The sequence below is a fragment of the Paraburkholderia sp. FW306-2-2C-D06C genome (assembly GCF_058781505.1).
This window is the reverse complement of sequence record NZ_JBYSWU010000056.1, coordinates 21,985-42,966: the sequence shown is the minus strand read 5'-3', so window position 1 is coordinate 42,966 and position 20,982 is coordinate 21,985. Positions and strand designations below refer to the sequence as shown.

General features: G+C 63.5%; 19 protein-coding genes. 13 read left to right on the top strand and 6 right to left on the bottom strand.

Going from position 1 to position 20,982, the window contains the following annotated elements; translation table 11 throughout:
• Nucleotides 1–47: 47 nt before the first annotated feature.
• On the bottom strand, nucleotides 48–620 hold the full coding sequence (locus tag AC3WLT_RS30705) for a phosphatidylglycerophosphatase A family protein (RefSeq protein ID WP_492595404.1): 573 nt from the start codon (nucleotides 618–620) through the stop codon (nucleotides 48–50).
• On the bottom strand, nucleotides 610–1,608 hold the full coding sequence (thiL, locus tag AC3WLT_RS30700; protein WP_492595403.1) for a thiamine-phosphate kinase: 999 nt from the start codon (nucleotides 1,606–1,608) through the stop codon (nucleotides 610–612). Before thiL ends, AC3WLT_RS30705 begins: the two co-directional genes overlap by 11 nt.
• 207 nt (nucleotides 1,609–1,815) lie before the next feature.
• On the opposite strand from thiL, the gene AC3WLT_RS30695 reads away from it, so the two are divergent.
• From AC3WLT_RS30695 to AC3WLT_RS30685, 3 genes are all read left to right on the top strand, one after another.
• Nucleotides 1,816–4,155, top strand: coding sequence for an NADP-dependent malic enzyme (locus tag AC3WLT_RS30695; RefSeq protein WP_492595402.1), 2,340 nt, complete (start codon nucleotides 1,816–1,818; stop codon nucleotides 4,153–4,155).
• 395 nt (nucleotides 4,156–4,550) lie between these two features.
• The gene (locus AC3WLT_RS30690; RefSeq protein ID WP_492595401.1) at nucleotides 4,551–4,964 is read left to right on the top strand and encodes a ribonuclease; all 414 of its coding nucleotides are present in this window, start codon (nucleotides 4,551–4,553) and stop codon (nucleotides 4,962–4,964) included.
• Nucleotides 4,965–4,980: 16 nt separating this feature from the next.
• On the top strand, nucleotides 4,981–5,544 hold the full coding sequence (locus AC3WLT_RS30685; RefSeq protein ID WP_492595400.1) for a barstar family protein: 564 nt from the start codon (nucleotides 4,981–4,983) through the stop codon (nucleotides 5,542–5,544).
• 134 nt (nucleotides 5,545–5,678) lie between these two features.
• Here AC3WLT_RS30685 and AC3WLT_RS30680 read toward each other — a convergent pair whose 3' ends face one another.
• Nucleotides 5,679–6,419: a 16S rRNA (uracil(1498)-N(3))-methyltransferase gene (locus AC3WLT_RS30680; protein WP_492595399.1), complete on the bottom strand. Its 741-nt coding sequence runs from the start codon at nucleotides 6,417–6,419 to the stop codon at nucleotides 5,679–5,681.
• A gap of 19 nt (nucleotides 6,420–6,438) precedes the next feature.
• Nucleotides 6,439–6,852: a VOC family protein gene (locus tag AC3WLT_RS30675; RefSeq protein WP_492595398.1), complete on the bottom strand. Its 414-nt coding sequence runs from the start codon at nucleotides 6,850–6,852 to the stop codon at nucleotides 6,439–6,441.
• 466 nt (nucleotides 6,853–7,318) lie between these two features.
• Here AC3WLT_RS30675 and tkt point away from each other — a divergent pair, with 466 nt between their 5' ends.
• Entirely contained in the window at nucleotides 7,319–9,340 is a 2,022-nt protein-coding gene (gene tkt / locus AC3WLT_RS30670; protein ID WP_492595397.1) for a transketolase, read from the top strand.
• A gap of 95 nt (nucleotides 9,341–9,435) precedes the next feature.
• Nucleotides 9,436–10,446: a type I glyceraldehyde-3-phosphate dehydrogenase gene (gene gap, locus AC3WLT_RS30665; RefSeq protein ID WP_006051892.1), complete on the top strand. Its 1,011-nt coding sequence runs from the start codon at nucleotides 9,436–9,438 to the stop codon at nucleotides 10,444–10,446.
• A gap of 79 nt (nucleotides 10,447–10,525) precedes the next feature.
• Here gap and AC3WLT_RS30660 read toward each other — a convergent pair whose 3' ends face one another.
• Entirely contained in the window at nucleotides 10,526–11,224 is a 699-nt protein-coding gene (locus tag AC3WLT_RS30660; protein WP_492595396.1) for a FadR/GntR family transcriptional regulator, read from the bottom strand.
• A 226-nt stretch (nucleotides 11,225–11,450) separates the two neighbouring features.
• On the opposite strand from AC3WLT_RS30660, the gene AC3WLT_RS30655 reads away from it, so the two are divergent.
• The 3 genes from AC3WLT_RS30655 to AC3WLT_RS30645 all read left to right on the top strand — a co-directional run bounded on the left by AC3WLT_RS30655 (nucleotide 11,451) and on the right by AC3WLT_RS30645 (nucleotide 14,443).
• The gene (locus tag AC3WLT_RS30655) at nucleotides 11,451–12,779 is read left to right on the top strand and encodes a C4-dicarboxylate transporter DctA (protein ID WP_492595395.1); all 1,329 of its coding nucleotides are present in this window, start codon (nucleotides 11,451–11,453) and stop codon (nucleotides 12,777–12,779) included.
• Nucleotides 12,780–12,905: 126 nt separating this feature from the next.
• Nucleotides 12,906–13,916, top strand: a complete 1,011-nt coding sequence (gene alc, locus AC3WLT_RS30650; RefSeq protein WP_492595394.1) for an allantoicase — start codon at nucleotides 12,906–12,908, stop codon at nucleotides 13,914–13,916.
• Nucleotides 13,917–13,930: 14 nt separating this feature from the next.
• Nucleotides 13,931–14,443: an ureidoglycolate lyase gene (locus tag AC3WLT_RS30645; RefSeq protein ID WP_492595393.1), complete on the top strand. Its 513-nt coding sequence runs from the start codon at nucleotides 13,931–13,933 to the stop codon at nucleotides 14,441–14,443.
• Nucleotides 14,444–14,616: 173 nt separating this feature from the next.
• On the opposite strand, the gene fur is transcribed toward AC3WLT_RS30645, so the two are convergent.
• Entirely contained in the window at nucleotides 14,617–15,045 is a 429-nt protein-coding gene (fur, locus tag AC3WLT_RS30640) for a ferric iron uptake transcriptional regulator (protein ID WP_012434340.1), read from the bottom strand.
• Nucleotides 15,046–15,203: 158 nt separating this feature from the next.
• On the opposite strand from fur, the gene AC3WLT_RS30635 reads away from it, so the two are divergent.
• From AC3WLT_RS30635 to leuS, 5 genes are all read left to right on the top strand, one after another.
• Nucleotides 15,204–16,037, top strand: a complete 834-nt coding sequence (locus tag AC3WLT_RS30635; protein ID WP_492595418.1) for an outer membrane protein assembly factor BamE — start codon at nucleotides 15,204–15,206, stop codon at nucleotides 16,035–16,037.
• Between the two features lie 40 nt (nucleotides 16,038–16,077).
• Nucleotides 16,078–16,875, top strand: a complete 798-nt coding sequence (gene dapB / locus AC3WLT_RS30630; protein ID WP_492595392.1) for a 4-hydroxy-tetrahydrodipicolinate reductase — start codon at nucleotides 16,078–16,080, stop codon at nucleotides 16,873–16,875.
• 65 nt (nucleotides 16,876–16,940) lie between these two features.
• Nucleotides 16,941–17,660 carry a MotA/TolQ/ExbB proton channel family protein gene (locus tag AC3WLT_RS30625; protein ID WP_492595391.1) on the top strand — a complete coding sequence of 240 codons (720 nt, stop codon included), beginning with the start codon at nucleotides 16,941–16,943 and terminating at the stop codon, nucleotides 17,658–17,660.
• Between the two features lie 29 nt (nucleotides 17,661–17,689).
• Nucleotides 17,690–18,124: an ExbD/TolR family protein gene (locus tag AC3WLT_RS30620; RefSeq protein WP_492595390.1), complete on the top strand. Its 435-nt coding sequence runs from the start codon at nucleotides 17,690–17,692 to the stop codon at nucleotides 18,122–18,124.
• Nucleotides 18,125–18,306: 182 nt separating this feature from the next.
• A complete protein-coding gene (gene leuS / locus AC3WLT_RS30615) occupies nucleotides 18,307–20,901 on the top strand; it encodes a leucine--tRNA ligase (RefSeq protein ID WP_492595389.1) in 2,595 nt (864 codons plus the stop codon).
• Nucleotides 20,902–20,982 lie beyond the last annotated feature (81 nt).

Below are 20,982 nucleotides of genomic sequence, written 5' to 3'. Positions count from 1 at the left end.
GACCGGCAACGGGCGACGGGCGGCCGGCAACCGGCGGCCGGCGGCGGTTAAACCGACATACGCCAGAGCGCAATCACGAGCAGCGTGAAAAACGCGGCGACCAGGTCATCGAACATGATGCCAAAGCCACCTTTCAGCTGGCGGTCGAAATAACCGATCGGCGGCGGCTTCACCATGTCGAAGAAGCGGAACACGATGAATGCAGCGAACTGCCCGGCCAGCGTGACCGGTGTGACCATCAGCAGCACCAGCCAGAACGCGATGATTTCATCCCACACGACCGGCGACGGATCGTCGACGCCGAGCTTCTTCGCGGTAAAGCCGCAGATCGCAATGCCGCCGACAAACCCGACGGCGATCAGCAGACCCCACTCGATCACAGTCAGATAGCGGCTCAACACGGCGAACGAGGCCCACGCGAACAGCGTGCCGACGGTGCCCGGCGCAACCGGCGACAAGCCGCTGCCGAAACCCAGCGACAGAATATGCAGCGGGTGCGACAGCATGAAGCGCGCGGTGGCGCGGCGCGGCCCCGGGCGAGGCGGGCGCGGATCGGGCGCTTTGGGCGGCGTGCTGCCGATGAGATCGTCGGCGGGGCCGAGCGAGGGATCAGTCTGCATGGAAATGATCGAAGCCTTGCAACGTCAGGGTGAGCGGCGTGCCAGCGGCGTCGCGCCAGCCGATCGCCGGGCGGTCGGCCGCCGTTTGAAGAGCGCTTATTGTACCGATGCGCGTGACCGGCACATCCACCTTGCGGCCGGCCGCTTCGATCGATGCGCGTGCGGCGACAGGCGCGGTGAAACACAGCTCGTAATCGTCGCCGCCGGCCAACGTGCAGCGCCGCTGGATTTCGGGCGACAAGCGCCGTAATGCGGCAGAGCGCGGTACGGCGTCGACATCGACGGTGGCGTGCATTTTCGAGCGTTCGAGGATGTGCAGCAGGTCGCCGGCGAGCCCATCGGACAGATCGAGCGCCGCGTGCGCGATGCCGCGCAGCGCGAGACCCAGCGCGATGCGGGGCTCCGGGCGCTCGAGGGCGCGGCGAAACGTCGCAGTGTCCGCGAGATCCGCCGACCACTCGCCGCGCTGAACGCCCAAGCCGGCGCGCGCGTCGCCGAGCGTGCCGGAGATCCAGACGTCGTCGCCGGGTTGTGCGGCGTCGCGGCGCAGCGCCAGGTGCGGCGGCACGCTGCCGAATACGGTGATGCACAGATTCAACGGGCCGCCCGTCGTATCGCCGCCGATCAGCTCGCAACCATAGCGTTCAGCCATCGCGAAGAGCCCCTCGCTGAATGCGGCGAGCCATGCCTCATCGGCTTCCGGCAAGGAGAACGCCAGCGTGAACGCCTGCGGCTTCGCGCCCATCGCGGCGAGGTCCGACAGATTGACTGCGAGCGTCTTGTGACCGAGCGCTTCGGGATCGATGTCGGCAAAGAAGTGGCGGCCTTCGACCAGCATGTCCGTCGATATCGCCAGCATCTCGCCGGCGCGCGGCGCGAGGAGCGCGCAGTCGTCACCGATGCCGAGCGTGCCGTCGACGGCGTTGGGCGGCGAAGCGGCGGCGCGGCGCGCGAAAAAACGATCGATCAGTGAAAACTCGGAGAGCATGGTGGCGATGAGTGAACGGGTAAAGGCGGTGAAAAGCCGCTAACGGCGCGCATTGTAGGGAGAAGGCGGCGCCTATACACCTGATCCGCACTCAATCCACATTCGACTCGCACTCCGCCCGAAGCGCGCTTCGCGCACCTTTCGCTGTATTTCAGTCGCGGCAGTTGTACCCGTATTGAAGGAATTGGGGCGGCGATTGGGGCTACAATGCCGTCGAACATCTATTCTAATCCGCCCTTCGAAGCCCGCCTTATGTCGACTCCCGTCAATAGCAAACTCCGCGAAGCCGCTCTCGATTATCACGAGTTCCCCACGCCCGGGAAGATCGCGATCGCCCCGACCAAGCAGATGATCAACCAGCGCGACCTCGCGCTGGCGTACTCGCCGGGCGTCGCGTTCGCGTGCGAGGAAATCGTCGAAAACCCGCTGAACGCTGCCCGCTTCACTGCGCGCAGCAATCTGGTGGGCGTCGTTACCAACGGCACCGCGGTGCTGGGTCTCGGCAACATCGGGCCGCTCGCGTCGAAGCCGGTCATGGAAGGCAAAGCCGTCCTGTTCAAGAAGTTCGCCGGCATCGACGTGTTCGATATCGAGCTGAACGAGTCCGATCCGCACAAGCTGGTCGACGTGATCGCGGCGCTTGAGCCGACCTTCGGCGGCATCAATCTCGAAGACATCAAGGCGCCGGACTGCTTCATCGTCGAACGCGAATGCCGCAAGCGCATGAAGATTCCGGTCTTCCACGACGACCAGCACGGCACCGCGATCGTCGTTGCCGCCGCGATCACCAACGGTCTGAAGGTGGTCGGCAAGGACATCAAGAAGGTCAAGCTGGTGTCGTCCGGTGCGGGCGCGGCGGCGCTGGCCTGTCTGGATTTGCTGGTCGATCTCGGCTTGCCGCTCGAAAACATCACCGTCACCGACCTGGCCGGTGTGGTCTACAAGGGCCGCGTCGAACTGATGGACCCGGACAAGGAACGCTTCGCCCGCGAAACCGAAGCCCGCACGCTCGCCGAAGCGATTGGCGGCGCGGACATTTTCCTGGGTCTCTCGGCCGGCGGCGTGCTCAAGCAGGACATGGTCAAGCAGATGGCGGATAAGCCGCTGATTCTGGCGCTCGCCAACCCGACGCCGGAAATCCTGCCGGAGCTGGCGCTCGAAGTGCGCCCGGACGCGGTGCTCTGCACGGGCCGTACGGACTATCCGAACCAGGTGAACAACGTTCTGGTGTTCCCGTTCCTGTTTCGCGGCGCGCTGGATGCGGGCGCGACGACGGTCACGCGTGAAATGGAAATTGCGGCGGTCAATGCGATCGCCGAACTGGCGCGCCAGGAGCAGAGCGACATTGTCGCGGCAGCGTACGGCATCCAGGATCTCTCGTTTGGTCCGGCATACCTGATTCCGAAGCCGTTCGACCCGCGCCTGATCGTCAAGGTCGCGCCGGCGGTGGCGAAGGCCGCGATGGATTCGGGCGTCGCCCAGCGTCCGATCGAGGACATGGACGCGTACGAACAGCATCTGCAGCAATTCGTCTATCACAGCGGCACGACGATGAAGCCGGTCTTCCAGCTGGCGCGCAGCGTCGAGCCAGCGAAGAAGCGCATCGTGTTCGCGGAAGGCGAAGAAGAGCGTGTGCTGCGCGCGATGCAGATCATCGTCGACGAAAAGCTCGCGAAGCCGATCCTGATCGGCCGTCCGGCGGTGATCGAGCAGCGCATCGCGCGCTACGGTCTGCGTCTGGTGGCGGGTCAGGACTACACGGTCGTCAACACCGACCACGATGAGCGCTACCGCGACTTCTGGCAGGAATATCACAAGATGATGTCGCGCAAGGGCATCACCGCGCAGATGGCCAAGCTCGAAATGCGCCGCCGCACCACGCTGATCGGCGCGATGCTGGTGAAGAAGGGCGAGGCGGACGGCATGATCTGCGGCACGATCAGCACCACGCACCGACACCTGCACTTCATCGATCAGGTGATCGGCAAGCGCGAAGGTTGCGCTGTCTACGCGGCAATGAACGCGCTGGTGTTGCCGAACCGGCAGATTTTCCTGGTCGATACGCACGTGAACGTCGATCCGACGCCGGAACAGCTCGCCGAAATCACGATCATGGCCGCCGAAGAAGTGCGCCGTTTCGGTATCGAACCGAAGATCGCGCTGGTGTCACATTCGAACTTCGGTTCGAGCAACGCGCCGACCGCGCAGAAAATGCGCGACACGCTGGAAATCCTGCGCGAGCGCGCGCCGGACCTGCAAGTGGACGGCGAAATGCACGGCGACGTCGCGCTCGACGCGAATCTGCGCCGCGAAGTGCTGCCTGACTCGACGCTCGAAGGCGACGCGAACCTGCTGGTGCTGCCGAATATCGACGCGGCCAACATCTCGTACAACCTGCTGAAGACCGCCGCGGGCAACAACATCGCGATCGGTCCGATGCTGCTGGGCGCGGCCAAGCCGGTGCACGTGCTGACCGCATCGGCCACGGTTCGCCGCATCGTCAACATGACGGCGCTGCTGGTTGCAGACGTGATCGCCGCCCGTTAATCCGGGACTGAAGCGGGGAACCCGAGCGCATCGGGCCTCAGACGAAAAAAAAGGCGTGCCCGCAATGGGCACGCCTTAGGGTGAACAGGGGATAGCCACCCAAAAAAGGCTGAACAAAGCCATTTCGCCTTGAGGGACCGTACGACCGGGCCCACAGGGGCGGAGCTACGGCAACTTGATCCCAACTGCATCCTCAAGTGCACTATTAGGCTAATTTTAGCCTGTACAGGCTAAAATTTCTGTCAAAAGTCGTCAAAGCCCGCGCCGAGGCGCTTTGCCGCGCGATTGGAACCTTTTGCCTGCCGAGCGAACGTTGATTCCGGGGGGCTTTAGCGATACCCTTACGTCTTTCATGGTCGTCAAACTCGTGATCTAACAGCGGGGAACCCTGATTCATGGCACGCAACTGGCTACGCAATGGCGTGCTGATCGGTGCTTTGACGTTCTGCGGCTTATCCGGCTCCGTGCCTGGCGCGTTTGCGCGCGACTACGCGGCGCCCGCCAGTGCAGACACGCAAGCACAGGGCACCATCTCGGCGGCGCAGTTGCCGAGCGAAGCGGTCAATACATTGAACTTGATTGCCGCAGGCGGGCCTTACCGGTATGAGAAGGACGGCATTGTATTCGGCAATCACGAACGGTTGCTGCCGCCGCATCGGCGCGGCTATTACCACGAATACACCGTTCCTACGCCTCGCGCACATAATCGCGGCGCGCGTCGCATCGTCTGCGGAGGTCCGCTAAAGCGAACCGATAACTGTTACTACTCCGACGACCACTACACCAGTTTTAATCGTATTGTTGAATGACATCGGGATGAACGGCATGAGCGACAACGTCTACGCGCACGACTCCGGAGTCGCGACGGATCTTTTCGCGGCCGGCGACGGCAATTTGTTCCAGCGCGTCATGAAGATGCGCGCCGGCGGTCAAGGCCGGGAGAATAACCAGAGCGAAACCAGCACGGTGCTTTCATCGAACGAGGAGCCCATGAGTCTTTTCCAGACCGTGCGACCGAACATCGTACAGTCGATCCGCGCGTTTCGCGTGCAGGATCTAGCTGATGAAGCCAATCAGCTCGGGCAGCATTTTCTGTATGCGTACTGCGCAAACGCGCAGACCAAACAGGAAGTGCTCGAGACCATTGCTACGTCGTTCCTGTTTCCGAAGCATTTCGGCAAGAATTACGATGCGCTCTACGATTGTCTGACCGATCTGGTTCACAAAGCGGGCGCGCAGCCCGGCTTCGTGATCGTGCTCGAGCAACTGCCGCTCGCACAGAAATTCGACAAGGAAGGGCGCGAGACGCTATTGGACGTGTTCCGCGAAGCGGCCGAGTTCTGGGCCGAGCGCAAGGTCGCGTTCCGGGTGTTTTATTCGTTTGCCTGAACGCCGCTTGCCGCAGTAAAAGAAAGCAAAAGGCCCGCCGAATCGCGGGCCTTTTGCTTTGGTGTTCGAATCTCTGGTTCTCAGTTCGGCTGCCGGACTGCCGCGGTCTGCAAGGCGCCGCGCGTCAGGGCTGCTTACCAGCCGCCCCAGCGAGCCGCCAGTGCCGAGAGCACCGCGATACCGGCGGTTTCGGTACGCAGCACGCGTGGACCGAGACCGACGGCCGTGAAACCGTGATCGGTCGCCGCCGCTTCCTCAGTGGCCGAAAAACCGCCTTCCGGTCCGACCAGCACGGTCACACGGCCGTACGGCGGATTGGCCGGCAGCGCCGAAAAGCTGATGCTCGCGCGCGGCGAGAGCAGGATTCGCAGTTCGCCCTCTTCAGGCTCGCGCGGCAGCGCGCCGAGCCAGGTGGCGATCTCGCGCACCGGCATGATTTCCGGCAGGCGGTTGCGCCCGCACTGTTCGCACGAGGCGCGCACGATGCCTTGCCAGTGCGCATGCCGCCGCTGCGCGCGGTCGCCGGCAAGACGCACGACGCTGCGCGTGGTGGTGAGCGGCACGAAACTGGAGGCGCCCAGTTCGACCGCCTTTTCGATCAGCCAGTCCATCTTGTCGCCGCCGGCGATGCCTTGAGCGAGCGTCAGGCGATACGGCGCTTCAACTTCGACATTGCGGAATTCGTGGATTCTTATCGTGGCTGAGCGGCGTTCGACTTCGACGAGTTCGGCGCTGTACTCGCCGCCTTCGCCGTTGAAAAGCACGATCGAATCGCCGGGCTGCAAACGCAGCACGAGAATGTGGCGCGTGACGTCATCGGGAAGCTGCATGATGTCGCCGGGCTGAAGAGGTGTACCGACGAAGAAGCGAGGCATCAAAAAAATACTCATTGGTTCAGGAAAGGTGGCGAGCGAGCGCCCAACGGTAGCCGTCCAGATCTTCGACCTGGGCAAACCGGTCGCCCCAGAACTGATCCTGTGGCTCGCTCAGCGATTTTGCGCCGGCGGCCAGTGCCCGCGCGTAAACCGCGTCGACATCGTCGACATAGAGATAGAACGATTGCGGCGCAATCGCGCCTGCGCTTTTGGGTGTCCTGGCAGCCGAGCCGAACGCGCCTTCCGGCGCGAACATCACGATCAAATGGCCTTGATAGGTCATCTCGACATGCATGACAACACCGTCGTCCTGGACACTGTCGCGTACTTCGAAACCGAATGCCGCTTCGAAGAACGCGGTCGTGGCACGTGCGTCGCGTACCGTCAGATAGGGGGTCAACCAGGGCACACCGGCGGGGCGGGGGGCGGTCATGGATTTCTCCGGATCTATTGGGTTTGCGGGGCGCGTGCTGCGAAGCCAGGCGGGCGGCCGCCGTATCGATAACCGATAGCGCGCCGACTGGACCGTGCATTTTGCTCCTGCGTTACCGCGATGGCTTTAAGAATTGACTTAGTTTATCGTGCACGGACCGAGAAGCCGAGAACAGTCCGGCGTGCATGGCCGCGTCGTCATGCTTCGGCGCGTCGGTTGGACGCGACGTAATGCGCAGCATCGCCGATCACCAGTTCGACGCGCAGATCGTCAGCGGTGCAACGAGCGGGGGTTACGCGCGAGGGGCGAGTCAACGTTCTGTTAGAATGTCACGCTTTCAGCCTTGTCCGTTTGCTCTGCCCGTTTCGCGTCTCCCGGCGCCGCACCGTGCGCCGAGGCGGACTGGCCTCCGAGCTTCCGGGCCTCAAGCGCGCACCGCTTTTTGGACTCTGTCTCCGGACTCGACATGACGACCCCGTCTCCCGCACACACCTCCCTGATGGCGAACGCAATCCGCGCGTTGTCCATGGATGCCGTTCAACAAGCGAATTCCGGCCACCCCGGCATGCCGATGGGCATGGCCGAAATCGGCGTGGCTTTGTGGTCGCGCCATCTGCGCCACAACCCGAAGAATCCGCATTGGGCCGACCGCGACCGCTTCATTCTGTCGAACGGCCACGGCTCAATGCTGCTGTATTCGCTGCTGCATCTGACCGGCTACGACCTGCCGATCGAAGAGCTGAAGAACTTCCGCCAGATGCATTCCAGGACGCCGGGTCACCCGGAATACGGCATCACGCCGGGCGTCGAAACCACCACGGGTCCGCTCGGCCAGGGTCTGGCCAATGCAGTCGGCATGGCGCTCGCCGAATCGCTGCTCGCCACCGAATTCAACAAGCCTGACGCGAAGATCGTCGACCACCACACGTACGTGTTCGTCGGCGACGGCTGCCTGATGGAAGGCATCTCGCATGAAGCCTGCTCGCTCGCCGGCGTGCTGAAACTGAACAAGCTGATCGCGTTCTACGACGACAACGGCATCTCGATCGACGGCGAAGTGGTCCACTGGTTCCACGACGACACGCCCAAGCGCTTCGAAGCGTACGGCTGGAACGTGATTCCGAACGTGGTCGGCCATGACGTCGACGCAGTCGACGCCGCGATCAAGCAAGCCAGGCAATCGGACAAGCCCACGCTGATCTGCTGCAAGACCGTGATCGGCGAAGGCGCGCCGACCAAGGCCGGCACCCACGATTCGCACGGCGCGCCGCTCGGCGAAAAGGAAATCGCGGCGACCCGCGCGGCCATCGGCTGGAAGTGGGAGCCGTTCGTGATTCCGCAGGAAGTCTACGCAGCGTGGGACGCGAAGGAAGCCGGCGCGCGCTTCGAGTCCGACTGGGACAAGGCATTCGCGCAATACGCGGCGAAATACCCGCAGGAAGCGGCTGAATTCACGCGCCGCAACGCGAAGCAACTGCCCGCCGACTGGAAGGAAAAGGCACAGGCAATCATCGCCGGTGCGAACGAACGCGCGGAAACCGTCGCGACGCGTAAGGCATCGCAGCAAGCAATCGAAGGGTTGTCGGCGGTGCTGCCGGAACTGCTCGGCGGTTCCGCCGACCTGACCGGCTCGAACCTGACCAACTGGAAGGCCGCCAAGCCCGTGCGCGTGAACGCGGAAGGCAAAGCCGCCGGCAACTACGTGAACTACGGCGTGCGCGAGTTCGGCATGAGCGCCGCGATCAACGGCGTCGCGCTGCATGGCGGCTTCAAGGCGTTCGGCGGCACGTTCCTGACCTTCTCCGACTACAGCCGCAACGCGCTGCGCGTGGCCGCGCTGATGAAAGCGCCGTCGATCTTCGTGTTCACGCACGACTCGATCGGCCTCGGCGAAGACGGTCCGACTCACCAGTCGATCGAACATGTCGCGAGCCTGCGTCTGATTCCGAATCTGCAAGTGTGGCGCCCGGCCGATACGGTCGAAACGGCGGTGGCCTGGACCCACGCGGTCGAGCATCAAGGCCCGTCGTGCCTGATCTTCAGCCGTCAGAACCTGCCGTTCTCGGAGCGCACGGACGCGCAGATCGCCAACATCGAAAAGGGCGGCTACGTGTTGCGCGACTGGAACGACGAGATCGTCGCGCGCAAGATCATCCTGATCGCAACGGGTTCGGAAATCGAACTGGCGTTGAAGGCCGTCGAGCCGCTGGCGCGCGAAGGCATTGCGGCACGTGTCGTGTCGATGCCGTCGACCACCGTGTTCGACAAGCAGGACGCCGCCTACCGGGAACGCGTCTTGCCGCACGGTGTGCGCCGCGTCGCGATCGAAGCGGGCGTCACGGATTTCTGGCGCAAGTATGTGGGTCTGGAAGGCGGCGTGGTCGGGATCGACACGTTCGGCGAATCGGCCCCGGCGGGCGTGCTGTTCAAGCATTTCGGCTTCACCGTCGAGCACGTCGTAGAGACGGCTAAAGCCGCACTCGGCTGATCTTCGGCACGCGTTGCCGCACGCGTGCGAACGTGCGGCAACGCAGCCAGTCAGACGGAATGGACGTATTTTTTTCAGCCATCAGGAGATAGACCATGACGATTCGCGTCGCAATCAACGGCTACGGCCGGATCGGCCGCAACACGCTGCGCGCCTTCTATGAAAACGGCAAGAAGCACGATATCGAAATCGTCGCCATCAACGATCTAGGCGATGCCAAGACGAACGCTCACCTGACGCAATACGACACGGCGCACGGCAAGTTCCCGGGCGAAGTGTCGGTGGACGGCGACTACCTCGTTGTCAACGGCGACAAGATCCGCGTGCTGGCCAATCGCAACCCGGCGGAACTGCCGTGGGGCGAGCTGAACGTCGACGTCGTGATGGAATGCACGGGCTTTTTCACGACCAAGGAAAAGGCCAGCGCGCACATCAAGGGCGGCGCGAAGAAGGTCATCATTTCGGCGCCGGGCGGTAAGGATGTCGACGCAACGATCGTCTACGGCGTGAACCACAACGTGCTGAAGGCATCGGACACGGTGATCTCGAACGCATCGTGCACGACCAACTGCCTGGCACCCCTCGTCAAGCCGCTGAACGACAAGATCGGCCTCGTGAACGGTCTGATGACGACGATTCACGCGTACACGAACGACCAGGTTCTGACTGACGTGTACCACGAAGACCTGCGCCGCGCGCGTTCGGCCACGCACAGCCAGATCCCGACCAAGACCGGCGCCGCATCGGCTGTCGGGCTGGTGTTGCCGGAACTGAACGGCAAGCTGGACGGCTACGCGATTCGCGTCCCGACGATCAACGTGTCGGTCGTCGACCTGTCGTTCATCGCCGCGCGCGACACGACGGTCGAAGAAGTCAACGCGATCATGAAGGAAGCATCGCAAGGCGCGTTGAAGGGCATCCTCGGCTACAACGACGCACCGCTGGTCTCGATCGACTTCAACCACAACCCGGCTTCGTCGACGTTCGACGCAACGCTGACCAAGGTGTCGGGCCGTCTGGTGAAGGTGTCGAGCTGGTACGATAACGAGTGGGGCTTCTCGAACCGCATGCTGGACACGGCTGTGGCGCTCGCCAACGCGAAATAAGGCGAAGTAAGCCGTCTGTTTCGTATGCCCTGCAGCTCGGGCCGCAGGGACAAAAAAGCCGCTCTTCGGAGCGGCTTTTTTACGCCCGCGCCTGCGGGGTCGGGAAGTAAACGCCGGCGCGCTGCGCGGCGTTGGCGATATGGGTTTCGATCGCTTTGCCGGCCGCCGCGGAATCGCGGGCCTTGAGCGCGTCGAGAATCGCGCGATGCTCGTGGTAAGTGGACAGCACAAGCTCGCGCCGATAGAACGGCAGCCGTTGGCTCTCCTTCATGACGTCAGCGTTGCTGCGCAAAATCGATTCGATGGCCGCATTACCGGCAATGCTCACGATTCGCATGTGGAAGTCGTAGTCGAGCTGGGCGGCTTCGTCGAGTTCTTCGCAGGTGAGCGCTTCGTGCATCGCCGCGATATTGTCTTCGAACCATGCGAGATCGGCGTCGCTGACGGCCAGCGCCGCCATTCGCGCGGCAAAGCCTTCAAGCGCGAAACGCATCTGGTAAGTATCCGGCAGCGACGATTGCTCCGCGAAGCGCCACGATCGCGCAGCCGTAGCCTGCGCGCTTTCCACATACACGCCCTTACCGGGGCGTATCACCAGCAAACCGAGCGCTTCGAGGGTGGACAGCGCTTCACGCAGCGACGCGCGGCTGATCGCCAGTTCTTCGGAGAGCTGGCGCTGCGCCGGCAGCAAACTGCCCACCGGATAGGCGCCCGCTTCGATCCGGTCGCGGATGGTCGCGATGGCGGCATCAGTAACGGTATGCGGAACGTTTTTCATCCTGGCTCACTTGTGGCGCGGTCTGACCAGTATTGTAATACGCGTTCTGAACGCGCGTACGGACAGCCGCCCGTACTGAGCAACCCGGCCCCGAAATCCGGCAAAATGAACGGGTAAACACCGTGCTTTGAATCCTTGACGCCAGTATATCGGCTTCCTACTATTCGAAATAACAGCACTGGTCGGACCAGTCTGAACAGATGCGAATCGTAACCAGGAGGAAGCCGTGTTGAAATTTTTCAATTCACTGTTTGGCCGGGTCGTCATAGCGCTGGTGGCGGGCATTGTGCTCGGTGCCGTGTTCCCGCATTTCGCCCAATCGCTGCGCCCGCTCGGCGACGGCTTTCTGAAGCTGATCAAGATGGTGATCGGCCCGATCGTCTTTTGCGTCGTCGTGAGCGGCATGGCGCATGCCGGCGATCTGCGCAAAGTGGGGCGGGTCGGCCTGAAGGCGGTGGTCTACTTCGAAATCATGACGACGATTGCGCTCGTGATCGGCGCGGTGCTGGCCTACGTGACGCGGCCGGGCGTCGGCATGAATATCGACCTGCATTCGCTCGATCCCGCTTCGCTGTCCACCTACACCGAGCACGCGAAGAGCCTGAAGGACACGGCCGGTTTTCTTCTGAAGATCATTCCCGACACGGCGATCAACGCGTTCGCGACCGGCGACATCCTGCAGATTCTCGTGTTTTCGGTGCTGTTCGGCTCGGCGCTGTCCTTGCTCGGCACTAAGGCGCAGCGTGTCAGCAGCCTGATCGACGAGCTGGCGCAGGTGTTCTTCCGCGTGATGAGTTTCATCATTAAACTCGCGCCGCTCGGCGTGCTCGGCGCGATCGCATTCACCACCGGCACCTACGGGGTGGAGTCGCTCAAGCAACTCGGCATGCTGGTGCTGGTGTTCTACGCGAGCTGCATCGTGTTCGTGGTGGTCGTGCTCGGCATCGTGATGCGTCTGGCCGGCTTCAGCATCTTCAAGCTGATCCGCTATCTGCGCGAAGAGCTGTCGATCGTGCTCGGCACGGCTTCGTCGGATGCGGTGCTGCCGCAGATCATGCGCAAGCTCGAATGGATGGGCGTCAAGGATTCGACCGTCGGGCTGGTGATTCCGACTGGCTATTCCTTCAATCTCGACGGCTTCTCGATCTATCTGACGCTCGCGGTGATCTTCATCGCGCAAGCCACCAACACGCCGCTGTCGATGCACGATCTGATCGTGGTGGTGCTGGTTTCGCTGGTGACGTCGAAGGGCGCGCACGGCATTCCCGGCTCGGCGATCGTGATTCTGGCCGCCACCCTGTCCGCGATTCCGGCGATTCCCGTGCTCGGTCTCGTGCTGATCCTCCCGGTCGACTGGTTCGTCGGCATCGCCCGCGCGCTCACTAACCTGATCGGCAACTGCGTCGCCACGGTGGTCGTCGCCGTGTGGGAAAACGATATCGACCGGAGCCGCGCCCATCGCGTGCTGAACCGCGACGCCGCGCTGCGCTTTGTGTCCGCCGGTGAAGACCCGGGCGTCGAGTCTGCCGCCGGCGATCACGCCCCCGCGGTCTGATTCATCCGGTTTCGCGCGAGCCGATGCTGCGCGCTTGCCGGCCGGCGGATGCGGTGAATCCGCCGGTTGTTACCTGGTTGTTGCCTGGTTGTTACCTCCATCACTCACTGTCGCCTGACCGAGACTATGGCTAATCCGATCCTCGACCCCAACGCTCCTGCTTTCACCCGTCGTTATATGAACCTCGCCGACCCGCGTCTGGGAGCGAAGGCGCTTTACGCCAGCGATGAATTCTTCGCGCCGAAAGAACGCATGCTCGAGCCGCAGCCGGCGGTGTTCATTCCCGGCAAGTACGACGACCACGGCAAGTGGATGGACGGCTGGGAAACCCGCCGCAAGCGCACCACCGGCCACGACTATTGCGTGATCAGGCTTGCGCGGCCGGGCGTCGTGCACGGCGTCGATCTGGACACGAGCCACTTCACTGGCAACTTCCCGCCGGCCGCGTCGATCGACGCGTGTCAGGTGGACGGCGAGGTCCCGCCGGACAACGCCGATTGGCAAACGCTCGTGCCGGCAACCACGCTGCAGGGCAACCAGCACCATTACGTCGAAGTGAACGACGCGCGCGCCTTCACGCATCTGCGCGTGAATCTGTATCCGGACGGCGGTCTTGCGCGCCTGCGCGTGTACGGTCAGCCGCAGCGCGACTGGGCTCGGGTCGAACGCGGCACGCTGCTGGATCTCGCCGCGATCGAAAACGGTGCGTACCTCGTCGCCGCGAACAACCAGCATTTCGGCCCGGCTTCGCAGATGCTGATGCCGGGGCGCGGCGTCAACATGGGCGACGGCTGGGAGACCCGGCGCCGTCGCGAGCCGGGCAACGATTGGGCGATCGTCGCGCTCGCGCGGCCGGGCGTGATTCGTAAGATCGAAGTCGATACGGCGCACTTCAAGGGCAATTTCCCCGACCGCTGTTCGCTGCAGGCGGCGTCGGTCACGGGCGGCACTGACGATTCGCTCGTCAGCCAGGCGATGTTCTGGCCGGTGCTGCTCGATGAACAGAAGCTGCAAATGGACCACGTGCACACGTTCGCCGCGGAACTCGCGTCGCTCGGGCCGGTGACCCATGTGCGTTTCAATATCTTTCCAGACGGCGGCGTGTCGCGCCTGCGGTTGTGGGGCGAGATCGCCTGACAGGAGTCGTGTCGATGAAGACATTGCAGACGGAGCGTCTGACGCGCGCGGCCTTCGCGCCGTTCGGCGACGTCATCGAGCTGGACGGCGCGCGCCATTTCCCGATCAACGGCGGTACGACGGAGCGCTATCACGACCTTGCCAAGGTCGACGTCACGGAAAACGGCGGACGGCCGCTGATCAGCGTGTTTCGCGCGCAACCCCGCGCTCTGCCGGTCGAAATCGCGATGATGGAGCGGCACCCGCTGGGCAGCCAGGCTTTCATTCCCTTAACGGCACGCCGATATCTGGTGGTCGTCGCGCCGGCGGGCGAGTTCGATCCGGCGCAGATGCGGGCTTTCTGGACCGACGGCTGGCAGGGCGTGAACTATGCGAAAGGCGTCTGGCACCATCCGCTGCTCGCGCTCGGGCAGGTGAGCGATTTTGTCGTGGTGGATCGTGGCGGCGAACAACCCAACTGCGACGAATTGCCGTTGGCCGAGCCGCGCCGGCTCGTGTTCGAAGCCAGCCTCGAAATGGCGGAATAGGGCCTGAAGCGGGGTCGGCAGTAAAGCCGGATTCGAGGCCGGATTCGAGGCCGAATGCGACGCCGCGCACATCGTAATCGTAGGTAAAAAAAGACCCGGCCGATTTTCATCGGCCGGGTCTTTTTGCGTTTGCCTGCTGGACCGCGTACCCCGACGCGGCCTGCAACATCGCGTCAATGCTTGCGATGCGGGCAATTCTCCTTCGTGCAGGCGCCGTACAGCGCCAACGCGTGTTCCTGCAGCTTGAAGCCACGTTCCTTCGCGATGGACTGCTGGCGGCTTTCGATTTCGGAGTCGAAAAACTCTTCGACGAGTCCGCAATCGAGGCACACGAGGTGATCGTGATGCGACCCTTCGTTCAGCTCGAATACCGCCTTGCCTGATTCGAAGTTGCTGCGCGACAGAAGGCCGGCCTGCTCGAACTGCGTCAGCACGCGATACACGGTTGCCAGGCCGATATCGAGTTCTTCATGCAGCAGGTTGCGGTAGACGTCTTCTGCGGTCAGGTGGCGTACCGGGCTATGCTGGAAAATCTCAAGGATTTTGAGGCGCGGTAGGGTCGCCTTGAGCCCGATATTCTTGAGATCGGTTGGATTGGTCATGACAAGGGATCCCTAGAGTACAATGCTGGGCTCTCATAGTAATGTGTTTTTGCCGTTCTGGTCATCTTCGATGGAATGAAACTCGCGCGGCTCGTCCTTGGGCCCGCACGGTGAGTGAAATGATTTCAAAATCTCAATTGATCTACCGGGGGAGCCGCATGCGGGGTACCTTGATCGCTGCTGTGACTGTCGCGGTTCTTGCCGGATGTTCCACCTACGACAGCCTGACGCAGCGCGTTGCACAAAGCATCACGCCGTATCGGATTACGGTCGTGCAAGGCAATTTCGTCTCGAAAGAAGCGGCTTCGCAGATGCAGGTCGGCATGTCGCGCGCGCAGGTGCGCCAGTTGCTCGGCACGCCGCTGCTCACCGACATGTTCCACGCGGATCGCTGGGACTACGTGTTCTATTTCAAGCGCGGCTCGGCTAATGTCGTGCAACAGCGCGACTTCGTGATTACCTTCGCGGGCGACCGTGTCGCCAGCTGGTCGGGCGGCGAAGATCTGCCGTCCAACCTCGAACTGCTCGCCGAAATCGACGGCGACAAGCGCGGCAAGAAGGCTGCCGCCGTGCCGGCCGCAGCGAGCGGCGCCAGTGCCGCCAGCGCGCCGGTGGCCGCAGCGCCGATGACGGTGGACAGCACGCGCTCGCCGTCCGCCGAGGCCGCCGCAGCGGGTGCGCCGTCCACGGACGCCAACGCCGAAGCCGCACAGGCCGCCAATCGTGCGACCAATGCGGTGCCGGCGCCGTCGGGCAGAACACAGTCATCGGTGCGCTCGAGCGCGCCGACCGCCAACGGCGGCGGTGTGCCGCCGCAGGGCCCCACGGCCGCAGGCCAGCCGCAGTTCCAGTTCCATCGTCCGCCGCCGCCGCAGGTGCCGGGCTCGCAGGACAATCCGGTGGGACCGACGGGCCCGCAAAGCAGCACCGGCGGCCCGACGTATAACGCGCCGCTGACCTCTTCGCCCGCAACCTCGGGAACGGGCGGCTGATCGAGCTGTCCGTTTTTTGTCATTTCCAAGCCTCGTAGCCATGAAAATTGCCATTGCCGGCGCATCGGGCCGTATGGGCCGGATGCTCATCGAAACCGTCCTTAACGATTCCGGCGCCACGCTGTCCGGCGCGCTCGGCCGTGCAGGCTCCCCGCAACTCGGTCAGGACGCCGGTGCATTTCTCGGCAAGCAGACGGGCGTCGCGCTTACCGACGACATCGAGCGCGTGTTCGCCGAATCGGACTACCTGATCGACTTCACGCGCCCCGAGGGCACGCTGATGCATCTGGAAGCCGCGCAGCGTCACAACGTGAAAATGGTGATCGGCACGACCGGTTTCGACAACGAGCAGAAAGCGCTGCTGCGCGCGGCCGCGGACAAGATCGCCATCATGTTCGCGTCGAACATGAGCGTCGGCGTCAACGTGACGCTGAAGCTGCTCGAATACGCCGCGAAGCATTTCGCGACCGGCTATGACATCGAAATCATCGAGGCGCATCACCGTCACAAGGTCGACGCGCCGTCCGGCACTGCGCTGACGATGGGCGAAGTGATCGCCCACGCGCTCGGCCGTAATCTCGACGACTGCGCCGTCTACAGCCGCGAAGGTGTGACCGGCGAACGCGATCCGTCCACCATCGGTTTCTCGGCGATTCGCGGCGGCGATATCGTCGGCGACCATACGGTGCTGTTCGCGGGCATCGGCGAGCGTATCGAAATCACGCACAAATCGGCGAGCCGCCTGTCGTACGCGCAAGGCGCGCTGCGCGCAGTACGTTTCCTCGAAGGGCACGCAAACGGCCTGTTCGACATGCAGGACGTGCTCGGCCTGCGTTGAGCATCTCACGGGGCCGTTGCGGCCCCGTTTGTGCCCCGGTAGTCACTTTCCGAAGGCGAGGTCAGATGGCAGGCAGCGGCATTACTCATTACCTGCAAACCAGCGACGCGATCACGCATGCCGTCGCGTATGTGCTGCTGGCTATGTCGATTGCGAGCTGGTGCTTTCTGATCGTCAAAAGCTGGATTTTGGGGCGCGCGAAACGTCAGGCGACGCGCGCGATCACGCAGTTCTGGCAGGCGCCCACGCTTTCCGAGGGCGTCGCGGCGCTCAGGCGCGTGGACCGCGAGCGCGTTTTCACGCCGCTTGCCGAAGCCGCGCTGCATGCGGTCGAAGTGGACATTCCGGGCGCGCTGCTCGCCCGCGTGGAGCGCAGCGAGCGGGTGCTGCGGGCGTTGCGTCAGGCGCTCAGCGCGTCGCAGCGGCGGCTCGAGTTCGGTCAGGTGCTGCTGGCCTCGGTGGGCAGCACGGCGCCGTTCGTCGGCTTGCTCGGCACCGTCTGGGGCATCTATCATGCACTCGGCAGCATCGCGGCGAGCGGTCAGGCCATGATCGAGAACGTCGCAGGCCCGGTCGGCGAGTCGCTCATCATGACGGCCTTCGGCCTCGTGGTCGCGATTCCTGCGGTGCTCGCCTATAACGTGCTCGGGCGTCTGGTGCGGCAGTTGTCGGAGGAACTCGACGGCTTCGCGCACGATCTGCACGCCTACGTGTGCGCGCCGGCGGATCAGATCCAGCCCCAGTCCCAACCCCAGCAAGTCCCGGCCCGGGCCCCGGCCCGCTAGGCGCGCCCGCTCAGGCAGGAGGAGTCGACATGGCATTCGGCGGACTCGAAAAAAGGCAAACGGCCGCGCCGATGGCCGAGATCAACATGACGCCGCTGATCGACGTGATGCTGGTGCTGCTGGTGATTTTTATCATTACCGCGCCTTTATTCACGCACGCGATCCGGCTCGATCTGCCCAAAGTCGCCGCTGCGTCCGCGCGGCAAACGCCGCAAACCATTTCCCTTTCAATCGATGCCTTCGGCAAGCTGTACTGGAACGGCAACGTCATCACGCTTGAGCAGATGCGCGCGCGCTTCGTGCAAGCGGGCAAAGAGGCCGACCAGCCCGAGATCCACCTGCGCGCCGAGCGCTCGACACGCTACGAGGTGATCGCACAGGTGATGGGCGCGGCGCAGCAGGCGGGGCTCGAGCGGATCGGCTTCGTGACCGACCCGCCGCCGCCGGGCACGAGCCAGAAGTAGCGCCAATCCGGCTTTGCTCCGGCCGAGCCGTGTCGGGCCCGCGCACCATGCCACGCGGCGCACCCGTCCGCGAACGGTATAATCAGCCCTTTCCCCGCAGAAGGGGAAACGACGCCATTTCATCCAGCAGAGCACCAAAGCGGCCGGTGCGAAAGCACCGAACCCAGCGATCCCATCACACCATGCACGAAAAATACGTTCCCTCCGACGTCGAATCCGCCGCGCAAGGGCAATGGCGCGCCATCGACGCGTACAAGACGACGGAAACCACCGACAAGCCCAAGTTCTATTGCGTCTCGATGCTGCCGTACCCGTCGGGCAAGCTGCACATGGGGCACGTGCGCAACTACACGATCAACGACGTGATGTACCGCTATCTGCGGATGAACGGCTACAACGTGCTGATGCCGATGGGTTGGGACGCGTTCGGCATGCCGGCGGAAAACGCCGCGATGGCCAACAACGTGCCGCCGGCCAAGTGGACCTACGACAACATCGCGTACATGAAGAAGCAGATGCAGTCGATGGGCCTCGCGATCGACTGGTCGCGTGAAGTCGCGACCTGCAGCCCCGATTACTACAAGTGGAACCAGTGGCTGTTCCTGAAGATGCTCGAAAAGGGCATCGCGTACAAGAAAACCGGCACCGTCAACTGGGACCCGGTCGACCAGACCGTGCTCGCCAACGAGCAGGTGATCGACGGCCGCGGCTGGCGCTCGGGCGCGCTGGTCGAAAAGCGCGAAATCCCGATGTACTACATGCGCATCACGCAGTACGCGGACGAACTGCTGAACGATCTCGAAGGCCTCGGCTGGCCCGAGCGCGTCAAGATCATGCAGCAAAACTGGATCGGCAAGAGCTTCGGCGTGAACTTCGGTTTCCCGTATGAGATCGACGGCGAGCAGAAGCTGCTGCGCGTGTTCACCACGCGCGCCGACACGATCATGGGCGTGACCTTCTGCGCAATCGCCGCAGAGCATCCGCTCGCCACGCGTCTCGCGCAAGACAAGCCGGAATTGCAAGCTTTCATCGAAGAATGCAAGCGCGGCGGCGTCGCCGAAGCCGACGTCGCGACGATGGAAAAGAAGGGCATGGGCACCGGCTTCTACGTCACGCATCCGCTGACGCAGGAACAGGTCGAAGTGTGGATCGGCAACTACGTGCTGATGAGCTACGGCGAAGGCGCGGTGATGGGCGTGCCGGCGCACGACGAGCGCGACTTCGCGTTCGTGAAGAAATACGGTCTGCCGATCAAGCAGGTGGTCGCCGTCGAGGGCAAGGAATTCTCGACCGAAGCTTGGGCAGAATGGTACGGCGACAAGGAGGGCGGCGTTTGCGTCAACAGCGGCAAGTACGACGGCCTCAACTACGAGCAGGCGGTCGACGCGATCGCCGCCGATCTGAAAGAACTCGGCCTCGGCGACAAGCAGGTCACGTGGCGTCTGCGTGACTGGGGCGTGTCGCGCCAGCGTTACTGGGGCACGCCGATTCCGATCATCCACTGTCCGAAGTGCGGCGACGTGCCGGTGCCGGAAAAGGATCTGCCGGTCGTGCTGCCGGAAGACCTCGTGCCGGACGGCACGGGCAACCCGCTCGCGAAGTCCGAAGCGTTCGTGAACTGCACCTGCCCGACGTGCGGCGGCGCGGCCAGGCGCGAAACCGACACGATGGACACGTTCGTCGATTCGTCGTGGTACTTCTACCGCTACGCGGCGCCGGATGCGAAGACCATGGTCGACGAGCGCACCGATTATTGGGCGCCGATGGACCAGTACATCGGCGGCATCGAGCACGCGATCCTGCACCTGTTGTACTCGCGCTTCTGGGCGAAGGTGATGCGCGACCTGGGTCTCGTCAAGTTCGGCGAGCCGGCCAGGAACCTGCTCACGCAGGGCATGGTGCTCAACGAAACCTACTACCGCGAAAACGAAGCGGGCAAGAAGACCTGGTACAACCCGGCCGAGGTCACCGTCACGTTCGACGACAAGGGCCGCCCGGTCGGCGCCGTGCTGAATGCGGACGGCCAGCCGGTGGTGCTCGGCGGCGTCGAGAAGATGTCGAAGTCGAAGAACAACGGTGTCGATCCGCAATTGCTGATCGACCAGTACGGTGCGGATACCGCGCGTCTGTTCGTGATGTTCGCCGCACCGCCCGAGCAACAGCTCGAATGGTCCGGTTCGGGCGTGGAAGGCGCGAGCCGCTTCCTGCGCCGCGTGTGGAGCTTCGGCCACGCGAACGAAGCCGCGCTGCGCGCGGACGGCAAGTTCGACGCCGCGCAACTCGGCGAAGCCGACAAGGCGCTGCGCCGCGAGATCTACAGTGTGCTGAAGCAGGCCGACTTCGACTATCAGCGCTTGCAGTACAACACGGTGGTGTCGGCGGCGATGAAGATGCTCAACGCGCTCGACAGCGCGAAGGGCGCCCAACCCGCCGTGCTGCGCGAGACGTACGGCGTGATGCTGCGCGTGCTGTACCCGGTCGTGCCGCATCAGACGTTCCAGCTGTGGCAGGAACTTGGTTATGCCGACGAATTCGGCTCGCTGCTCGACGCGCCGTGGCCGAAGGTCGACGAACAGGCGCTGGAGCAGGCCGAGATCGAACTCGTGCTGCAGGTGAACGGCAAGGTGCGTGGCGCGCTGACGGTGGCAAAGGACGCCTCGCGTGACGCGATCGAACAGATCGCGGCCGCGCACGAAATGGTCGCGAAGTTCAGCGAAGGCAAGGCGCCGAAGAAGATCGTCGTGGTGCCGGGCCGCCTCGTGAACGTGGTCGTTTGACGGCGCACGCAAACATGACTGCGGACAGGACGCCGCCGCGCGCGGCGGCGCTTGTCTGCGCTGCGGAATCTACTGCGAACC